This is a genomic window from Streptacidiphilus sp. MAP12-33, assembly GCF_041261265.1.
GTDB lineage: Bacteria > Actinomycetota > Actinomycetes > Streptomycetales > Streptomycetaceae > Streptacidiphilus.
This window is the reverse complement of record NZ_JBGCCA010000020.1, coordinates 59,079-73,994: the sequence shown is the minus strand read 5'-3', so window position 1 is coordinate 73,994 and position 14,916 is coordinate 59,079. Positions and strand designations below refer to the sequence as shown.

The window sequence follows — 14,916 nt, the reverse complement described above, 5'->3', positions numbered from 1 at the left end:
CGTGTGTCAAGGATTCCTGACACGCGCACCTCCTGTCGGCCCGGACGGGGGAGGGGCCTACTTGGCCAGGCGGCCCAGCAGCAGTGAGGCGGCGGTGACGCCGAGCGCCGCGGCCACGGTGAGGACGGCGAAGTCCGCGCCCAGGTGGGAGGGGATGCCGAGGAGCAGGCCGCGCAGCGCGTCGACCTCGTAGCTGAGCGGGTTGGCCTTGCTGACCGCCTGGAGCCAGCCCGGCATCACCGAGACCGGGTAGAGCGCGTTGGAGCCGAAGAAGAGCGGCATGGTGATGGCCTGGCCGATGCCCATGAGCCGGTCGCGGGTCAGCACGATCCCGGCGATCGACATCGACAGGCAGGAGAAGAACGCCGACCCGAGCACCACGACCACCGCGACCCCGAGCAACCGCAGCGGGTTCCAGGTGAGGGCGACGCCGAGCAGTGCCGCGATGACGACCACGACCAGCGCCTGGATCACCGACTTCACGCCGGCGGCGAAGGCCTTGCCGGTCACCAGCGCGGCCCGGGGGGTCGGTGTGACCAGCAGTTTGGTCAGCACCCCGGAGTCCCGCTCCCAGATGATCATGATGCCGTAGAAGATGGCGATGAACATCGCGGACTGGGCGATGATCCCCGGCGCGAGGTAGTCCAGGTAGGGGATGCCACCGGTGGGTATCGCGCGGATACGGGTGAAGGTCTCGCCGAAGATCAGCAGCCACAGGGCGGGCTGCACGGCACGGGTGTAGAGCTCGGTGCGGTCGTGGCGCAGCTTCTGCAGTTCCACCGCGCACATCGCGCCCATCCGGGCCAGCACCAGGCGCCAGGCCCGGCGCGGGGGCGGCGGGGTGAGCAGCAGGCGCAGCTCGACCGGCCGCGGGCCGGCGAGCAGCGTGGCGGTGGCGGTGGCGGTGGCCGTCGTGGTCGCGGTCGCGGCGGAGGCTGCGGGCTCGGCCGAGAGCGCGGGATCAGCGGCGGGCTGCGGCGCGGGAGCGGCGGACATCGCGGAAGTCCCCTCCTTCGTCGGGTCGGTCGGCACCGGTCAGTCCGGCGCCGGCGTGGTGGCGGAAGACGTCCTCGAGGCTGACCCGGTCCGGGTCGGCTCCCAGCTGCGCGGCCAGCTCGGCGCGCAGATCGGCGGGCGGGCCCATGGCGCGGATCCGGCCGCGGTGCATCAGGGCGACGCGGCCGCAGTGCTCGTCGGCCTCGTCCATGTAGTGCGTGGTCACCAGCACGGACATGCCGGTGGCGGCGCGCACCTGGGCGATGCAGTCCCAGACGCCGGCGCGGGCCAGCGGGTCCAGGCCGATCGTCGGCTCGTCGAGGATCAGCAGGCGCGGGGCGCTGACCAGCGCCTGCGCCAGCTCCAGGCGGCGGACCATGCCGCCCGAGTAGGTCCCGGCCAGCCGACCGGCCGCCTCCGTCAGGTCGACGGCGGCCAGCGCCTCGTCCACCCGCTCGCGGCGCTCCGATCGCGGCACGTCGAAGACGCGGGCGAAGAGCTCGACGTTCTCCCGTCCCGTCAGCCCGCTGTCGGCGGACAACTGCTGGGGGACGTAGCCGAGCAGCCTGCGGACCTGCATGCGCTTGCGCGCGCAGTCCAGGCCGAAGACGGTGACCATGCCCGCCGGGACCGGCAGCAGCGTGGTGATCGCCCGGATCGCCGTGGTCTTGCCCGCGCCGTTGGGCCCGAGCAGGCCGAAGACCTCGCCCTGCGCGACCGTCAGGTCCAGTCCGTCCACGGCGCGGGTGGCGCCGAAGGAGTAGGTCAGGCCGCTGCACTGCACTGCGGGGGCGGCCGCGTCGGGGGATGGGCTGGTGGTCATGGGGTGGCCTCCTGGTCCGGTCCTTCGGTGCGCAGTCCCTCGGCCAGGCGGCGCAGCGCCGGGAGCGCGGCCGCGAGGGCGAGGTGGTCGGCCTCGTCCAGGCGTCCGAGCTGGTCCGCGAAGAGCGCGCTGCGGCGCGCGTCCCAGGCGGCCAGGCGGGCGACCGCCTCCGGCTCGGCGTGCAGACGGGCGGCGCGCCCGTCCTTGGGGTCGGATTCGCGGCGCAGCAGGCCGGCCTTGGTCAGCTGGTTGACCAGTGTGGACACCGAGTTGTCGGCCAGGAACAGCTCCTGCGCCGCCTCGGAGACCCGCAGGCCGGGCCGGGTCGCTACCAGCCGCAGCAGCTCGATCTGCGCACCGCGCAGCCGTGGCAGGGCCAGGCCGCTGCGCAGTCGTCGTCGTACCAGCCGCTGGATCGCGGGCAGCAGCTCCGCGAGCTCGGCGGAGGGATCGGGTGTCGTCGTGCTCACCCCACTATTACCTCTCAATAAGAGGTAATAGTCCATGGGTCCCGGCTGAGAGGTTCCTGGGACCCTGGGACCGTTCCATCCCGGCATTCCAGGGTATGGCGTAGGCGCAGGTCGGCGCGGTAGGGGCGTTCCACCGTCCCGACCCGCCGCGATCTTGTGGCGGGACGGTCGGCCCGGCCGCGAGGGTGGCGGCAGAAGCACTACCGAGAGGGAGAAGAAGAGATGACCTCGATCACGCGACGGGTGGCCGGACTGATCACGGGCGCCGCCGCCCTGGTGGCCACGGCGGCAGTGCCGGCCTCGGCCGTGCACGGCGGCACGGACGTGTCGGCCGGCAACAAGTACTGCGACGCGCAGAACCCGGACTCGGTCTTCACGCGCGTCAGCACCGTCGCCCCGGAGCTGGGCCTGGGCTGAGGCCCGTTCGGGGGCCTTCCCGGGAGCTGTGCGTCGGTCGGCAGGGTCGAGGACCGAGGTCAATGCGGCGCGGAGCTGTTCGTCCTCGCGGATCATCGTATGGTCGGACCCGGAGACGACCGGGCGGCGGTCCCCGGTCGCGAGCGCGACCAGGCGGCCGTGCTGTTCCGGTGTCAGGGCGGCGGTGCCGAGCGCCCGCAGGGCGTCGCAGGCGCCCTTGAGGTCGGCACGGGCTTCGGCCGATTCAGACCCTCGCAGAACGCCGCATCCATCGCCCGGCGCCGGGGGTCACCCTAGGCCGCGACGACCGAGGCGCGGTCGGCGGCGATGCGGAAGGCGAGGCCGGCGAGGACCGTGCCCATGACGTAGCGCTGGATCCGCAGCCAGCTCGGACGGCGTGCGAAGAAGGCCGCGATCGTCCCGGCGCAGAGGGCGATCAGCGCGTTGACGCTGACCGAGATGGCGATCTGGGTCAGGCCCAGCAGCAGCGTCTGCTCGGCGACGTGGCCGCGTGACGGGTCGACGAACTGGGGGAGCAAGGAGACGTAGAGGATCGCCAGCTTCGGGTTGAGCAGGCAGGTCACCAGGCCCATGGTGTAGAGGCGGCGGGGGGAGTCGGGTGGCAGCGGCTGCGGGGCGAAGACCGCGGTCCCACCCGGCTTGAGCGCCTTCCACGCGAGCCAGAGCAGGTAGGCGGCGCCCGCGAGCTTGATGGTGGTGTAGAGGACGGGCACCAGGGCGAAGATCGTGACGATGCCCGCCGTCACCGCGACGAGGTAGACCACGAAGCCCGTGGCGACCCCGGCGAGCGAGAGCAGGCCCGCGCGCCGGCCCTGCACGATCGACCGGGAGACCAGGTAGATCATGTTCGGCCCCGGGGTGAGCACCATTCCCAATCCGACGGCAGCAAGGCCGAGTTCTGCGTGCAGGCTGATCGCGTCCATGGGTTCGAGCGTAGGGTCGTGTGGATCTCGGTGCAATATGGGTATTACCCTCGGTGCAATGGACGACTTCCGGCAGCTCGCGGACGAGATCGCCGCGAGCATCGCGGCCGGGCGGATGCGGCCCGGCGATCGCCTCCCCACCCAGCGCGCCTTCGCGCACCGGCGCGGCATCGCCGCGTCCACGGCCGGACGCGTCTACGCGGAGCTGGTGCGGCGCGGTCTCGTCGTCGGTGAGGTCGGCCGGGGCACCTTCGTCCGCTCCACGGACGGGCTGCCGGGCGCGGGCCTGCCACTGATCGAGCCCTCCCGGGCCCGCGTCGACCTGGAGCTCAACTACCCCGTGGTGCCCGGGCAGTCCGCGCTCCTCGGCGCGGGGCTGGCCCCGCTGCTCCGCCCGGACGCGCTCGACTCCGCGCTGCGTCCGGTCCGCGCCGAGGGCACACCCGCCGCGCGCGAGGCGTTCGCGGCGCTCGCGGGGTTCGCGGCGCTCGCAGGGTTCGCGGCGCCGAACGTGGCGGGCCCCGACGCCGGTTGGGCGCCCGCGCCGGGGGCGTTGCTGTTCGCGGGCAGCGGCCGGCAGGCGGTCTCGGCGGTCCTCGCCGCGCTCGTCCCGCCCGGACAGCGTCTCGGCGTCGAGGAGTTGACGTACCCCGTGGTCAAGGCCGCCGCGCGGCAGCTCGGCATCGTCCCCGTGCCGGTCGCGATGGACCGGGACGGTCTCGACCCCGACGCGCTGGCCGCCGCCCACCGCTCAGCCCCGCTGCGGGCCGTCTACCTCCAGCCACGCGTCCACAACCCGCTCGGCGTCACCATGCCTCCGGCACGCCGGGAGCGGCTCGTCGCCGAGCTCCGCCGGCTCGACCTGCCTGCCGTCGAGGACGCGATCTGGGCGTTCCTGCGGCCCGACGTGCCGCCGCTCGCCGCTGTCGCCCCCGAGCGGATCGTCCTGGTCGACAGCCTTTCCAAGCGCCTGGCACCCGGGCTCAGCACCGGGTTCGCCGTGGTGCCCGAGGGGATGCGCGAACAGGTGGCGGCGTCGTTGCGGGCGGGCAGCTGGCTGCCCAGCGGCTTCGCGCTGGAGGCGGCGGTCCGCTGGATCGGCGACGGCACGCTCGCCGCGATCGAGGCCGCCAAGCGGGTGGACGCGGCGGAGCGCCAGATGCTGGCCCGTGAGCACCTTCCCGGCGCCAGGCTGCGGGCCGACCCCAGGTCCTACTACTGCTGGTGGGAGCTCCCGGAGCCGTGGCACGCCGAGTCGTTCGTCGCCGCGGCCGCCCGCGCGGGCATCGGCCTGACGCCGGCCGCCGCGTACGCCGTCGGCTCGCGGGTCCCGCCCTCCGCCGTCCGCCTGGGCCTCGCCTCCCCGCCGAAGCCGCTGCTCGCGGAGACCCTGACCACGCTCGCCCGGCTCGCCGACGGGGGGCCGCAGGACGGCTCCGCCTGACGCCCGATCCGCCTGACGCCCTACGGCCCCGCGGCTCCTCGGCCCGTCGGCCCCGCGGCCCCGCGGCAGGCGTTGCACCGCCGGCACCTGGCCCGGGCCGGGCCAGCCGCGCGAGCTGCCATAACGCCCCAGGTCCGACCGGCTTCCGGCCCGGCTCCGGCCTTGTGCGGCCCCGGCCTGCCCGGTGAAGACAGGCCGGCCGTCCCCTTCCGGCTCAGCCTGCCGCCGGCTGCGCGCCGTCGCCCTTCGCGCCTGTCGGGCCCGCCGTCGTGCCGCCACCTGTCGTGCCGCCGTCCGTCGGGTGTGTCTCGTCCGCCGTCGGCGGGGGCGCGCCGCGCGAGGCGAACGCGCCTGCCGCCGTCGCGGCGGCGATGGAGACCAGGGCGCCGAGCAGCAGCGCCGCCGACTCGCCGGGGCGCAGCAGGTGCAGTTGCGTGCCCAGGGTCGCCGCCGCCACCGGCACGCCCAACTGGGCGGAGGCGAGCACGCCGTAGGCGACGGGCTGGCCCGTCAGCCGCATGGACGCGTGGGAGAGGATCGTCGCGGCGCCGACCAGCAGGCCCAGCAGGATCGCGGACGGGTGGCTGCCCAGTTGGCGCAGGTCCAGCGACGCGCCCAGCCAGACGAAGAACAGCGGGCCCAGAAAGCCTTCGGTGATCGCGAAGAGCTGCTTCGCCAGGCGCCGCGGCTCACCGATCGCCGCGACGACGAGCCCGAACGAGAAACCCGCCAGCATGATCGAGACATGGGTGTGCGTGGCCAGCGCCGCCAGGGCGAAGACGATCGCCAGGCTGATCCGCAGCTCCAGTGCGAACTTCCGCTGCCGGGAGAGCCGGTGGACCCGCCGGTGCCAACCGCGGCGCTCCGCCTGCCGCAGGATCAGGAAGAGGACGGCCGAGCAGCCGAGCACCGCCGCCGCGCCGAGCGCGGCGCGTCCGGCGTGGGCCGGGTCGACGGCGAGCGGCAGCGCGACGATGCAGGCGGTGTCCGCGACGGCGACCTGCGGCAGCAGGGCCAGCACGTCGGGGCCTCCGAGTCGCAGCGAGTCCAGGACCGGCAGGATCAGCGCCGCCGAGGAGGAGGCGAACAGCACGGCGTAGAGGGCCGTGTGGCCGGTGTGGAAGCCCTGCGCGAGAGCGAAGGCCGGCACGACGCCGACCGCCGCGACCGCGACGGCGCGCAGCATGCCCTTGGCCAGTCCGCCGCGCAGCGCCCGGTCCCGGACCGGGACGTGGGCGCCGGCCACGAACATGATCAGCGCGAAGCCCATGTCGGCGAGGAAGGCGAAGGTGCGGTCCCCGGCATGCAGGTAGCCGACGAACGTCGGCCCGAGCAGCACGCCGGCCACCAGCTCGCCGATGACGACGGGGATCCGCCAGCGGGTCGGCAGGGCCAGCAGCGGGCCGAGCATCCCGGCCACCACGATGACCGCCAGGGTCGAGAAGTCCACGCGCTGTCACCCTCCACCACCGCTGTCGCGTTCACCGCACGCCGGTTCAGGTGCGGTCCGGCGTGGGGGAAGCGTAATGCCCGGTGGGGCGGGTGGCCGTCAGGCGCAGGCGCGGAAGACGGGCAGGTGGGTGTGTGGGGCGGGCGGGGCCAGGCGCACGCGGGTGCCCTCGGGCACGGTGCCCGGGAGTGCGTCGTCGAGGGAGGCCTGGACGGTGAAGCCCTCCTCCATCACGACGAGGCAGATGGTCTCCCCGTCGGTGTACTGGCGGTGACGCGGCGTCAGCAGCCGGTGCACGATGCCGGCTCCGGCGCTGGACTGCTCCTCCAGCTCGGAGGAGCCGCAGATGGGGCAGAGCAGGGTGGCCCGGCCGGTGGGCGAGCCGCACCAGCGGCAGCGGTGGTAACGCAGGGCCGGTGCCGCGGGCGCGGCCGCCTCTTCGCCCGCGGGGGCGGTGGCGAGGGGCTGCGTGGGCAGCAGCGGACGGGAGATGAGGGTGGAGGTGGGCATGGGGGCTCCAGTGAACGGGGGTGGAGGGGTCGTTCAGCGGCGCAGTGCCGGATCGACTGTATGGCACTCAGTGCCCCGCGTAAAGGCACTCAGTGCCCTCGCTTGATCGGCCTGTGCAATCTGCTCGGTTCGCCCGGTCTTCGCCCGCCCGTCACCGGCGTGTCGGCTACTCCCCGAGCGCGCCCTCGACGTCGCGGACGACCCGCCACAGCGGCGTTCCCTTGCGGGCAAGCAGCACCACCACCTGCTCGTCCTCACCGTCCACGGCAGCGGCCGCCGCCGTGGACCGGGCGGGGGAGCCGGGAGAACCGGGGGAGGCCGGTGGGGTCGGGGAGAAGGCGCGGGTGACGTAGCCGAGCGCCTCGTCCATCGCCGCCTGCACATCGCCCTCGCCGCCTGCGCGCAGCCACGTCCGTAGCGCGTGGTTGTGCGCGGCAACCACGGCCGCCGCCACCACGTCCGCGCGCAGCGCGCCGTCGGCGCGCTCGGCCCCGCGCTCGCGCAGGTGCTCGGCGAGTGCGCGCTCGTAGCGCCACACCACCGACAGCTCGTGCGCGCGCAGGCCGGGGACCTGCCGGGTCAGCCGGTACCGCTGTACGGAGAAGACCGGGTCGGCCGCGTACATCCGCAGCACCAGCCGCGAGGCGTCGCAGGCCTGCGTGACCGGGTCGCCGTCCGGGGGCGCCGCGCGCAGGAACGCGGTCATCTCGGCCAGGCAGCCCTCGTGGTCGGGAAAGACCACGTCCTCCTTGGAGGGGAAGTACCGGAAGAAGGAGCGGCGCCCGACGCCGGCCAGGGAGACGATGTCGTCAATGGTCGTCTGCTCGAAGCCGCGCTCCAGGAACAGCTGGAACGCGGCGCGCACCAGCGACTCCCGCATGGTCGGTTTGGTGTCGTCCCCGATGCCCACAGCTGCTGCCATGTGCAGAACGTAACACCAGATCGGGGTCCGGAGCTCCCCCGCGATGGCACTGAGTGTGCATAATCGAGGGTACTGAGTGCCATTTGGGTGCCGTAGGGGTGCCGACAGATCTCGGGAGCGACCGTGAGCGCAGATTTCGACCTGTTCCAGATCTCGGAGGAGCACCAGATGCTCCGCGAGACGGTCCGGGGCCTGGCCGAGGCGAAGATCGCCCCGTTCGCCGCCGAGGTGGACGAGCAGGCGCGCTTCCCGCAGGAGGCGCTCGACGCGCTCATTTCCTCCGAGCTGCATGCCGTCCACGTCCCCGAGGAGTACGGCGGCGCCGGCGCCGACGCGCTCGCCACCGTCATCGTGATCGAGGAGGTGGCCCGCGTCTGCGTGTCCTCCTCGCTGATCCCCGCGGTCAACAAGCTCGGCTCGCTCCCGGTGATCCTCTCCGGCTCCGAGGAGCTCAAGCGTCAGTACCTGGCCCCGCTCGCGGCCGGCGACGGCATGTTCTCCTACTGCCTCTCCGAGCCCGACGCGGGCTCCGACGCGGCCGGCATGAAGACCCGCGCGGTCCGCGACGGCGACGACTACATCCTCAACGGCGTCAAGCGCTGGATCACCAACGCCGGCGTCTCCGAGTACTACACGGTCATGGCCGTGACCGACCCCGAGAAGCGCTCCAAGGGCATCTCCGCGTTCGTCGTCGAGAAGGGCGACGAGGGCGTCTCCTTCGGCGCGCCGGAGAAGAAGCTCGGCATCAAGGGCTCCCCGACCCGCGAGGTCTACTTCGACAACGTCCGCATCCCGGCCTCACGCATGATCGGCGCCGAGGGCACCGGCTTCGCGACCGCGATGAAGACCCTGGACCACACCCGCATCACCATCGCCGCCCAGGCCCTCGGCGTCGCCCAAGGCGCGCTGGACTACGCCAAGGGCTACGTGCAGGAGCGCAAGCAGTTCGGCAAGGCGATCGCCGAGTTCCAGGGCATCCAGTTCATGCTCGCCGACATGGCCATGAAGCTCGAGGCTGCCCGTCAGCTCACCTACGCCGCTGCCGCGAAGTCGCAGCGCGTCGACGCCGACCTCACCTTCTTCGGTGCCGCGGCCAAGTGCTTTGCCTCCGACGTCGCCATGGAGGTCACCACCGACGCTGTCCAGCTCCTCGGCGGTTACGGCTACACCCGTGACTACCCGCTGGAGCGCATGATGCGCGACGCCAAGATCACCCAGATCTACGAGGGCACCAACCAGGTCCAGCGCATCGTCATGGCGCGCAACCTGCCGTAACAGCACGCCAGTGACGCTTTGTTGGAGGGCCCGGCCGATCCTTCGGCCGGGCCCTCGGCGTACTGGCAAGCCTCAGTGGTAGAAACCTGGTAGATCGACTTCAGGGCTCCATGGCAGCTGGGGAGAGCGAGTTACTCGAGCGAGCACCAGCCACCCGCCGAGCCAGCACGAGTGCGGGCATCGCGACTGTTCTGACCGGAGTGCAGGTGCCGCGCATGAACGCACTCATGGAACGCTGGGTCAGGACGCTCCGAGCCGAGCTCCTCGACCGGACCCTCGTCTGGAACGAAGCCCACCTGCGTCGTGTGCTGCGGATCTACGAGCGGCACTGCAACCAGCACCGTCCCCACCGGACCTTGGCCGGCGCCGCGCCCTTGCGAGCCCTGCCCGCACAGTTCGAACCGCACCAAATCGAGCGCCTGGACGTACGCCGACACGACCGACTCGGCGGAGTCATCCACGAGTACCGAAACGCCGCTTGAACTGAACGGACAGGGATTTCGGCACCCACAGGGTCGCCGTGGTGCGGTGGTGGCCCAGACGGCGGTGCTTCAGGTGGTAGCGACGGCGCCGCTTCGCAGGGTGCTTCAGGTGCCGCTTGTGCTTGAGGTGGTAGCCCTTGCGGTGCTTCCGGTGCAGGCCGTGCTCGTGGTGGCGGCCCTTCAGGCGCTCGCTGATCTTCTTCCGGGTCGCGGCCGGGAGTTTGTGCCCGCGGTGGTGGTGGCCGGAGTGGGCCCGGTAGTGGTGGATACCCCAGGTCACCGAGCACCTTCGGTCACCAAGTACAGTCCGCGCATGCGATCAGGGATATGCCCCAAGTGCGGGTCCACCGAGGTACACACGAGGTTCGGCGGGATCTTCCGTGGCCAGACGCGCTCGATCGTGGTGGCCGGTGGCCTCCTCGGTTCGACCCGGGCTACGTCCGACGACTACGTGTGCACCGACTGCGGGTATTTCGAGCAGTACTTCACCAAGGGTCGGGCTCTCAACCGCATCGCTCGGAAGTGGCCCCTTGTCAGCGAACTCGTCCCAGAGGACGGCCAGCCGTAGCAGCAGGCTTCCTCACCTGACGTAGCGGTCGAGGATGTCCTCGGCCTTCGCGCGCAGCTGGTCCGGGTCGTGGCCGTGCTGCTGCTCCATCGGATCGAGCTCGGTCGCGGCAATGGACGGGCACCTGAGCTTGTTCGCCTGCACCAGCGAGGCCGGGACGGTCTGGTAGCCGCCGCGTAGCTGACGACGATCTCCGAGGCCGCGGGGATGAACTGCCCGAGCTGGAACCAGAGGAACCCGGTGTCGGGCTGCGGGCCCAGCGTCAGGTTCCCGGACAGGAGCGTCTCGCTGCCGCCGTACGAGCGGACAGCGGCGTGACGCTGTCGCTGGTCGGTGGGCTACGCCTCGGTCACGCGGCGGCGGCCACGCGCGGGCTTGGCCTCCTCCGGCTCCGGCCCCGGGGCGGGCTCGGTGACCAGCTCCGGCTGTTCGCCCGCGCCGTCCCCCTGGTCCTCGCCGTCGTCGTCCTGGTCGCCTTCGTCCTCGGGCTCGACCGGGAGTTCCGGGAGTTCCGGGAGAGCCTCGAACTCGTGCGGCGCGATCGCGACCAGCTCGGCCGCATGCTCCGCCGGGATGTCGAGAATCTGGCCCGGCTCGGTCCACTCATAGCCGTGGGAGCTGGACCCGGTGCCCATCTTGCGTACCCGCACAGCGGGCCTCCTTCCATGCCGGGGTCCGGCCCCGGAGTAGTCGGGGCCGGACCACCGGGGGCTGAAGGCTGACGAGCACGTTCGAGAGCTTCGCCATGAACTTCGGCGCCCGGACGGCCAGGCAGGTGTCCGTGGCCACCGCCACCGCGGGGACCTGTCGTCAGGGCCAGATCTGGAAGGCGTCCAGCTGGACGTAGCTGCCGCCGGTCTTGACCAGCTTGAGTGTGTGCGCCCCCGGGGTGAGGCCGCGGACCTGGTAGAGGAACTGCTGCGGGGTGTAGGCACCGGAGTAGGCGGCTTTGGTCGTGCCGACCTGGACGCCGTCGAGCAGGACGTTCGCCGTGCCGTCGGCGGACTCCATGGGGGCGATGACGTCGATTCCGGTTCCGGTGAAGCTGACGGTGGCGCTGTCTCCGTTGGTCGCCGTCCAGTGCACGTCGTCGCCGTAGTCACCCGCGCCGCGACCGGTGGAGTGGGTCCAGCTGCCGGAGTAGGCGATGGCGGCGTCCGTGTCGTTCAGCGTGGTCGGGTTCGGGACGGTGCGCAGCGCGTCGAGCTGGAGGTAGCCGGCGTCGACCTTGGTGACGGTGATGGTGTGCGTGCCCGGGTTCAGGTGCCGGGCTCCGTACAGCACGGCCTGCGGGGTGTACGTCGTGGCGTACTGGCTGAACTGGCCGATCGTCACTCCGTCGATGGCGACGCTGAAGTGCTGGCTGACGTTGCTCTTCGGGCCGATGACGTCGATGCCGGTCCCGGTGAAGGTGTAGGAGAAGGAGTCGCCGTTGGTCTTGGTCCAGTGGACGTCGTCGCCGTAGTCGCCGGCGCCTCGGCCGGTGGCGTGGGTCCAGGTGCCGGTGTAGGTGATCGCGGCGTCGGTGTCGTTGACGGTGGTCGTGCCTGTGGGCACGGAGGGGGCGGTGCCGCGGACGGCCTGGCGGACGTCGCCGAGGATGCGCAGGTCGTTGGGATTGACGGTGCCGTCCTCGTACATCATCAGGTCGAAGCTGATCGGCACGTCGCGGCTCGCGGCGCTGGTGGCCCAGCCGATGGCGGCGGCGCTGGTGACGCCCGAGGCGGTGGTGATGGTGGCGTTCTGGGTGTGCACGCCCCAGTCGTTGTCCATGGTGAACATGCCGTGCTGGAGCAGTCCCTGGTAGGGGCCCGAGGTGAAGACACCGTTGCCCCCGGCAGCCGCGCTGCCGGTCTGTGGGCCGCCGGTGCTGCCCTCGCCGAACCAGACGTCCTGGAAGTCGGTGACGGCGGGGAGGATCCAGTTGTTCCAGGACACCAACCGCTTGGCGTTGCCGGCCCGGGCGGCGGCGTGGAGCTGCTCGTAGGCGGCGGGGTAGTAGAGGACCATGCCGTCGTCGAAGAAGAAGCCGTCGAGGTCGGTACCGTAGCGGTTGCCGATCTCGGTGACGACCCTGGTCCAGTTGGCGAAGAAGGTGCTGCGGTCGCCGGTGCCGTTGGTGGCGAAGGTGGCGGGCCAGTTCTGGTAGGGCCACCAGGCGGAGTCCTCGTCGCCGGTGTGGTAGTAGAGCAGGAAGTGGATCCCGGCGGCCTGGCAGGCGGTGGCGACGTCGCCGATCAGGTCGCGGGTGGAGGTGAGTCCGGGGCTTGCCGGTCCGCCCGCGGCGGTCACGATCGCGTCGGGTGAGGAGAGGGCTGCGTCGAGGTGGTAGCCCCACCAGCTGATCGACCAGATGACGTATCCGGCGCCGGTCTCCTTCACCATGTCCACGAAGGCGCTCACGTTGAAGTCGGCGGCCTGCTGGTCCAGGGACTTGGCGGTGCCGACGTTGTGCGGGTAGCCCCAGGAGCCGTACTGGAACATCAGGCCGTAGCCGGACGTGCCGAGCCAGGTGGTGTCGGCGCGGGCGGCCGCGATCCGGCTGTTGCGGGCCGCGACCTCGGACGCGCGGATCAGTTCGAGCGACTTGACGTTGACGTCGTGGGTGAGGGTGTTGCGAGTCAGGCGGATGGTGCTGGTGCCGGTCGGCAGGGCGAGATTGCCGACCAGGACGCGGTTCCAGCCCGCCGGGGCGGTGAAGGTGACGGACGAGGAGGTGCCGACGACGGCGAGCGTGAACGTCTCGCCCGCGTCGGTGTCGACGAGCAGGGAAGCCTGGTAGGAGTCCCCGGCCGCGACGTGGACGTCCCAGGTGAGGTAGTCGGAGGAGGTCAGGAAGGTGTCGACGTAGAAGTTCTTGCGGGTGTCGCCGCCCTGCACCGCCATGTCGGACATGCGGCCCGCGGCCGTGGCGAGCAGCACGGTGACGTTGTCGGTCGTCGCGGTCTGGTCGATGACGACCGGATCGGCGCCGGCCTGTGGGACGCCGGTGGCGGCGGAGGCCCGGGTGGGGGTCGCGACGCCGAGTACGGTCGCCCCGAGGGCCGCGCCTGCGAGCATCCGCAGGGCGCCGCGTCGGGTCGGCTCCCGCCAGGATCCAGGTGCGGGCATGCGGGCATGCGGCATGGCGAGCCTCCTTGCTCGACGGGGTGGCAGACGCGGCCGGGGGCGCGGCACACAGGGACGCCGGGCGTCCCGGCCCGGGCCTCCTGGCGGATCGTCGCGCACGGCGCGGTCGCCTGGTTGAAGCGTGAACTTATGTCCCGCTCCACCGCCGGTCAAGAGTTTCGTCTATAGAAGAGACTAATTACTGGAGGGGAAGGCCCGGGTGCCGTCCGCGTAGGAGAGCAGCACCGCCAGGGCGGCCCCCTCGACCGGCGCCCAGGCCCCGAGGGCCGAGACCTGCAGCTGCTCGCGGTCGTCGCCGGGCAGCAGCAGCGACTCCCGGAAAGCCCCCCGGGCCGGCACCAGCAGCCACGGCGCGAGCCGGGCGTAGTGGCCGCCCAGCACGACGGAGTGCGGGTCGAGCATGGCGCAGACCAGTGCCGCGCCCCGGCCGAGCCAGCGTCCCGCCTCGGCCAGCGCCTCGACGACCCCTTGGTCGCCCGACTGCGCGAGGGAGGCGACCTGGTCCACACCGGCCGACAGGGTCAGCGGCCGACTGGTCCGGCGGACGCCCTTGGCGGCCCCGAGGGCCGCGTCAAGGATCGCGGACATCCCCGCCCTGGTGTCCAGGCAGCCGTTGCGGCCGCAGACGCAGCGCAGGCCGTCCGCCTCCACGATCAGATGGCCGACCTCGCCGGCCATGCCGCGCTCGCCGCGCCACAGGTTGCCGCCGGCGACGATGCCGGCGCTGATGCCGTAGGTGCCGGTGAGGTAGACCAGGCTCGCCTCGGTCCCGCCGTTGCGGCGGCGCTCACGCAGTTCGGCCAGGGCGGCGTAGTTGGCGGTGGTGTCGATCAGTACCGGTGCGCGGCCGCCCAGCGCCTCGGCGACGCCCTCGCTCAGGGCGATGTCCCGCCACCCGAGGCTGGGCGCGTACTTGATGGTGCCGCTGGCGGCGTCGACCAGGCCGGCCACGCTGACGCCGACGCCGAGCAGTTCGCGGCCGTCGTCCTCGACCAGGTCGAGCGTCTCCTGCAGCACCATCGCCGCACGCCGGAGCAGGGCACGGGGGTTGACCGCGTCGGCCTCGGCCGGGCGTTCGACGCGCAGCAGTTCGCGGCCCTGCAGGGTGTGCACGGAGGCGAGGATCTTGTCGAAGCCGATCTCGATGCCCGTGACGGCGTAGTGGGTGTCGTCCAGGTCCAGCAGGGTGACCGGTCGCCCGCGCTGGCCGCTGCGCGGGGTGTCGATCTCGGCGAGCAGACCCCGGCGCAACAGGTCGTTGGTGATCGCCGAGGTGGTCGCCCGGGCCAGTCCGGTGCCCTGCTGCAGGTCGGGGCGGCTGAGTGGGCCGTGGTCGACCAGGTGGCGCAGCACCTGCAGCGCGGTGGCGTCCGGGCCTGCGGGCATGGGAGATCTCCTTCGACTCGATGTGGATCATGTTGCTGCGCGGCTGTGAATCTAACAAGCCCGTAACAGGGGATTGTTTTCGTCGCCACGGTAGACATTA

General features: G+C 72.1%; 16 protein-coding genes. 4 read left to right on the top strand and 12 right to left on the bottom strand.

Annotated features, from left to right (window positions below; all coding sequences use genetic code 11):
* Window positions 1-57: 57 nt before the first annotated feature.
* The 3 genes from ABH931_RS20660 to ABH931_RS20650 are packed head-to-tail and all read right to left on the bottom strand — an operon-like array spanning window position 58 to window position 2,289.
* Entirely contained in the window at window positions 58-996 is a 939-nt protein-coding gene (locus ABH931_RS20660) for an ABC transporter permease (RefSeq protein WP_370115318.1), read from the bottom strand.
* The gene (locus ABH931_RS20655; RefSeq protein ID WP_370115316.1) at window positions 962-1,819 is read right to left on the bottom strand and encodes an ABC transporter ATP-binding protein; all 858 of its coding nucleotides are present in this window, start codon (window positions 1,817-1,819) and stop codon (window positions 962-964) included. Before ABH931_RS20655 ends, ABH931_RS20660 begins: the two co-directional genes overlap by 35 nt.
* The gene (locus tag ABH931_RS20650; RefSeq protein ID WP_370115314.1) at window positions 1,816-2,289 is read right to left on the bottom strand and encodes a MarR family winged helix-turn-helix transcriptional regulator; all 474 of its coding nucleotides are present in this window, start codon (window positions 2,287-2,289) and stop codon (window positions 1,816-1,818) included. Before ABH931_RS20650 ends, ABH931_RS20655 begins: the two co-directional genes overlap by 4 nt.
* 222 nt (window positions 2,290-2,511) lie before the next feature.
* Here ABH931_RS20650 and ABH931_RS20645 point away from each other — a divergent pair, with 222 nt between their 5' ends.
* Window positions 2,512-2,706 carry a hypothetical protein gene (locus ABH931_RS20645; RefSeq protein WP_370115312.1) on the top strand — a complete coding sequence of 65 codons (195 nt, stop codon included), beginning with the start codon at window positions 2,512-2,514 and terminating at the stop codon, window positions 2,704-2,706.
* Between the two features lie 293 nt (window positions 2,707-2,999).
* Here the strand turns inward: ABH931_RS20645 and ABH931_RS20640 are convergent, their stop codons facing one another.
* Window positions 3,000-3,650 carry a LysE family translocator gene (locus ABH931_RS20640; RefSeq protein WP_370115311.1) on the bottom strand — a complete coding sequence of 217 codons (651 nt, stop codon included), beginning with the start codon at window positions 3,648-3,650 and terminating at the stop codon, window positions 3,000-3,002.
* A 58-nt stretch (window positions 3,651-3,708) separates the two neighbouring features.
* On the opposite strand from ABH931_RS20640, the gene ABH931_RS20635 reads away from it, so the two are divergent.
* Window positions 3,709-5,094, top strand: coding sequence for a PLP-dependent aminotransferase family protein (locus ABH931_RS20635; protein ID WP_370115309.1), 1,386 nt, complete (start codon window positions 3,709-3,711; stop codon window positions 5,092-5,094).
* Window positions 5,095-5,308: 214 nt separating this feature from the next.
* Here ABH931_RS20635 and ABH931_RS20630 read toward each other — a convergent pair whose 3' ends face one another.
* The 3 genes from ABH931_RS20630 to ABH931_RS20620 form a co-directional block, all read right to left on the bottom strand.
* Window positions 5,309-6,544, bottom strand: coding sequence for a cation:proton antiporter (locus ABH931_RS20630; RefSeq protein ID WP_370115307.1), 1,236 nt, complete (start codon window positions 6,542-6,544; stop codon window positions 5,309-5,311).
* 99 nt (window positions 6,545-6,643) lie between these two features.
* Window positions 6,644-7,054 (bottom strand): Zn-ribbon domain-containing OB-fold protein, encoded by a 411-nt coding sequence (locus ABH931_RS20625; RefSeq protein WP_370115305.1) that lies wholly within the window; start codon window positions 7,052-7,054, stop codon window positions 6,644-6,646.
* Between the two features lie 166 nt (window positions 7,055-7,220).
* On the bottom strand, window positions 7,221-7,976 hold the full coding sequence (locus ABH931_RS20620) for a TetR family transcriptional regulator (RefSeq protein WP_370115303.1): 756 nt from the start codon (window positions 7,974-7,976) through the stop codon (window positions 7,221-7,223).
* Between the two features lie 123 nt (window positions 7,977-8,099).
* On the opposite strand from ABH931_RS20620, the gene ABH931_RS20615 reads away from it, so the two are divergent.
* Both ABH931_RS20615 and ABH931_RS20610 read left to right on the top strand, forming a co-directional pair.
* Window positions 8,100-9,251, top strand: coding sequence for an acyl-CoA dehydrogenase family protein (locus ABH931_RS20615; protein ID WP_370115301.1), 1,152 nt, complete (start codon window positions 8,100-8,102; stop codon window positions 9,249-9,251).
* Between the two features lie 110 nt (window positions 9,252-9,361).
* A complete protein-coding gene (locus ABH931_RS20610) occupies window positions 9,362-9,733 on the top strand; it encodes an integrase core domain-containing protein (RefSeq protein WP_370115299.1) in 372 nt (123 codons plus the stop codon).
* Here ABH931_RS20610 and ABH931_RS20605 read toward each other — a convergent pair.
* The 5 genes from ABH931_RS20605 to ABH931_RS20585 form a co-directional block, all read right to left on the bottom strand.
* On the bottom strand, window positions 9,705-10,013 hold the full coding sequence (locus tag ABH931_RS20605) for a hypothetical protein (RefSeq protein ID WP_370115298.1): 309 nt from the start codon (window positions 10,011-10,013) through the stop codon (window positions 9,705-9,707). The genes ABH931_RS20610 and ABH931_RS20605 overlap by 29 nt on opposite strands.
* 300 nt (window positions 10,014-10,313) lie before the next feature.
* The gene (locus ABH931_RS20600) at window positions 10,314-10,445 is read right to left on the bottom strand and encodes a hypothetical protein (protein ID WP_370115297.1); all 132 of its coding nucleotides are present in this window, start codon (window positions 10,443-10,445) and stop codon (window positions 10,314-10,316) included.
* A gap of 194 nt (window positions 10,446-10,639) precedes the next feature.
* On the bottom strand, window positions 10,640-10,951 hold the full coding sequence (locus ABH931_RS20595; protein ID WP_370115295.1) for a hypothetical protein: 312 nt from the start codon (window positions 10,949-10,951) through the stop codon (window positions 10,640-10,642).
* 160 nt (window positions 10,952-11,111) lie between these two features.
* Entirely contained in the window at window positions 11,112-13,427 is a 2,316-nt protein-coding gene (locus tag ABH931_RS20590; RefSeq protein WP_370115293.1) for an alpha-L-fucosidase, read from the bottom strand.
* A gap of 177 nt (window positions 13,428-13,604) precedes the next feature.
* Window positions 13,605-14,816 (bottom strand): ROK family protein, encoded by a 1,212-nt coding sequence (locus ABH931_RS20585; RefSeq protein WP_370115291.1) that lies wholly within the window; start codon window positions 14,814-14,816, stop codon window positions 13,605-13,607.
* Between the last annotated feature and the right edge of the window lie 100 nt (window positions 14,817-14,916).

What these genes read in the sequence shown, in the direction of transcription:
- ABH931_RS20645 (WP_370115312.1), top strand. Translation starts at nt 2,512, where the DNA reads ATGACCTCGATCACGCGACGGGTGGCCGGACTGATCACGGGCGCCGCC.
- ABH931_RS20590 (WP_370115293.1), bottom strand. Translation starts at nt 13,427, where the DNA reads ATGCCGCATGCCCGCATGCCCGCACCTGGATCCTGGCGGGAGCCGACC.
- ABH931_RS20640 (WP_370115311.1), bottom strand. Translation starts at nt 3,650, where the DNA reads ATGGACGCGATCAGCCTGCACGCAGAACTCGGCCTTGCTGCCGTCGGA.
- ABH931_RS20635 (WP_370115309.1), top strand. Translation starts at nt 3,709, where the DNA reads ATGGACGACTTCCGGCAGCTCGCGGACGAGATCGCCGCGAGCATCGCG.
- ABH931_RS20585 (WP_370115291.1), bottom strand. Translation starts at nt 14,816, where the DNA reads ATGCCCGCAGGCCCGGACGCCACCGCGCTGCAGGTGCTGCGCCACCTG.
- ABH931_RS20625 (WP_370115305.1), bottom strand. Translation starts at nt 7,054, where the DNA reads ATGCCCACCTCCACCCTCATCTCCCGTCCGCTGCTGCCCACGCAGCCC.
- ABH931_RS20655 (WP_370115316.1), bottom strand. Translation starts at nt 1,819, where the DNA reads ATGACCACCAGCCCATCCCCCGACGCGGCCGCCCCCGCAGTGCAGTGC.
- ABH931_RS20660 (WP_370115318.1), bottom strand. Translation starts at nt 996, where the DNA reads ATGTCCGCCGCTCCCGCGCCGCAGCCCGCCGCTGATCCCGCGCTCTCG.
- ABH931_RS20620 (WP_370115303.1), bottom strand. Translation starts at nt 7,976, where the DNA reads ATGGCAGCAGCTGTGGGCATCGGGGACGACACCAAACCGACCATGCGG.
- ABH931_RS20610 (WP_370115299.1), top strand. Translation starts at nt 9,362, where the DNA reads ATGGCAGCTGGGGAGAGCGAGTTACTCGAGCGAGCACCAGCCACCCGC.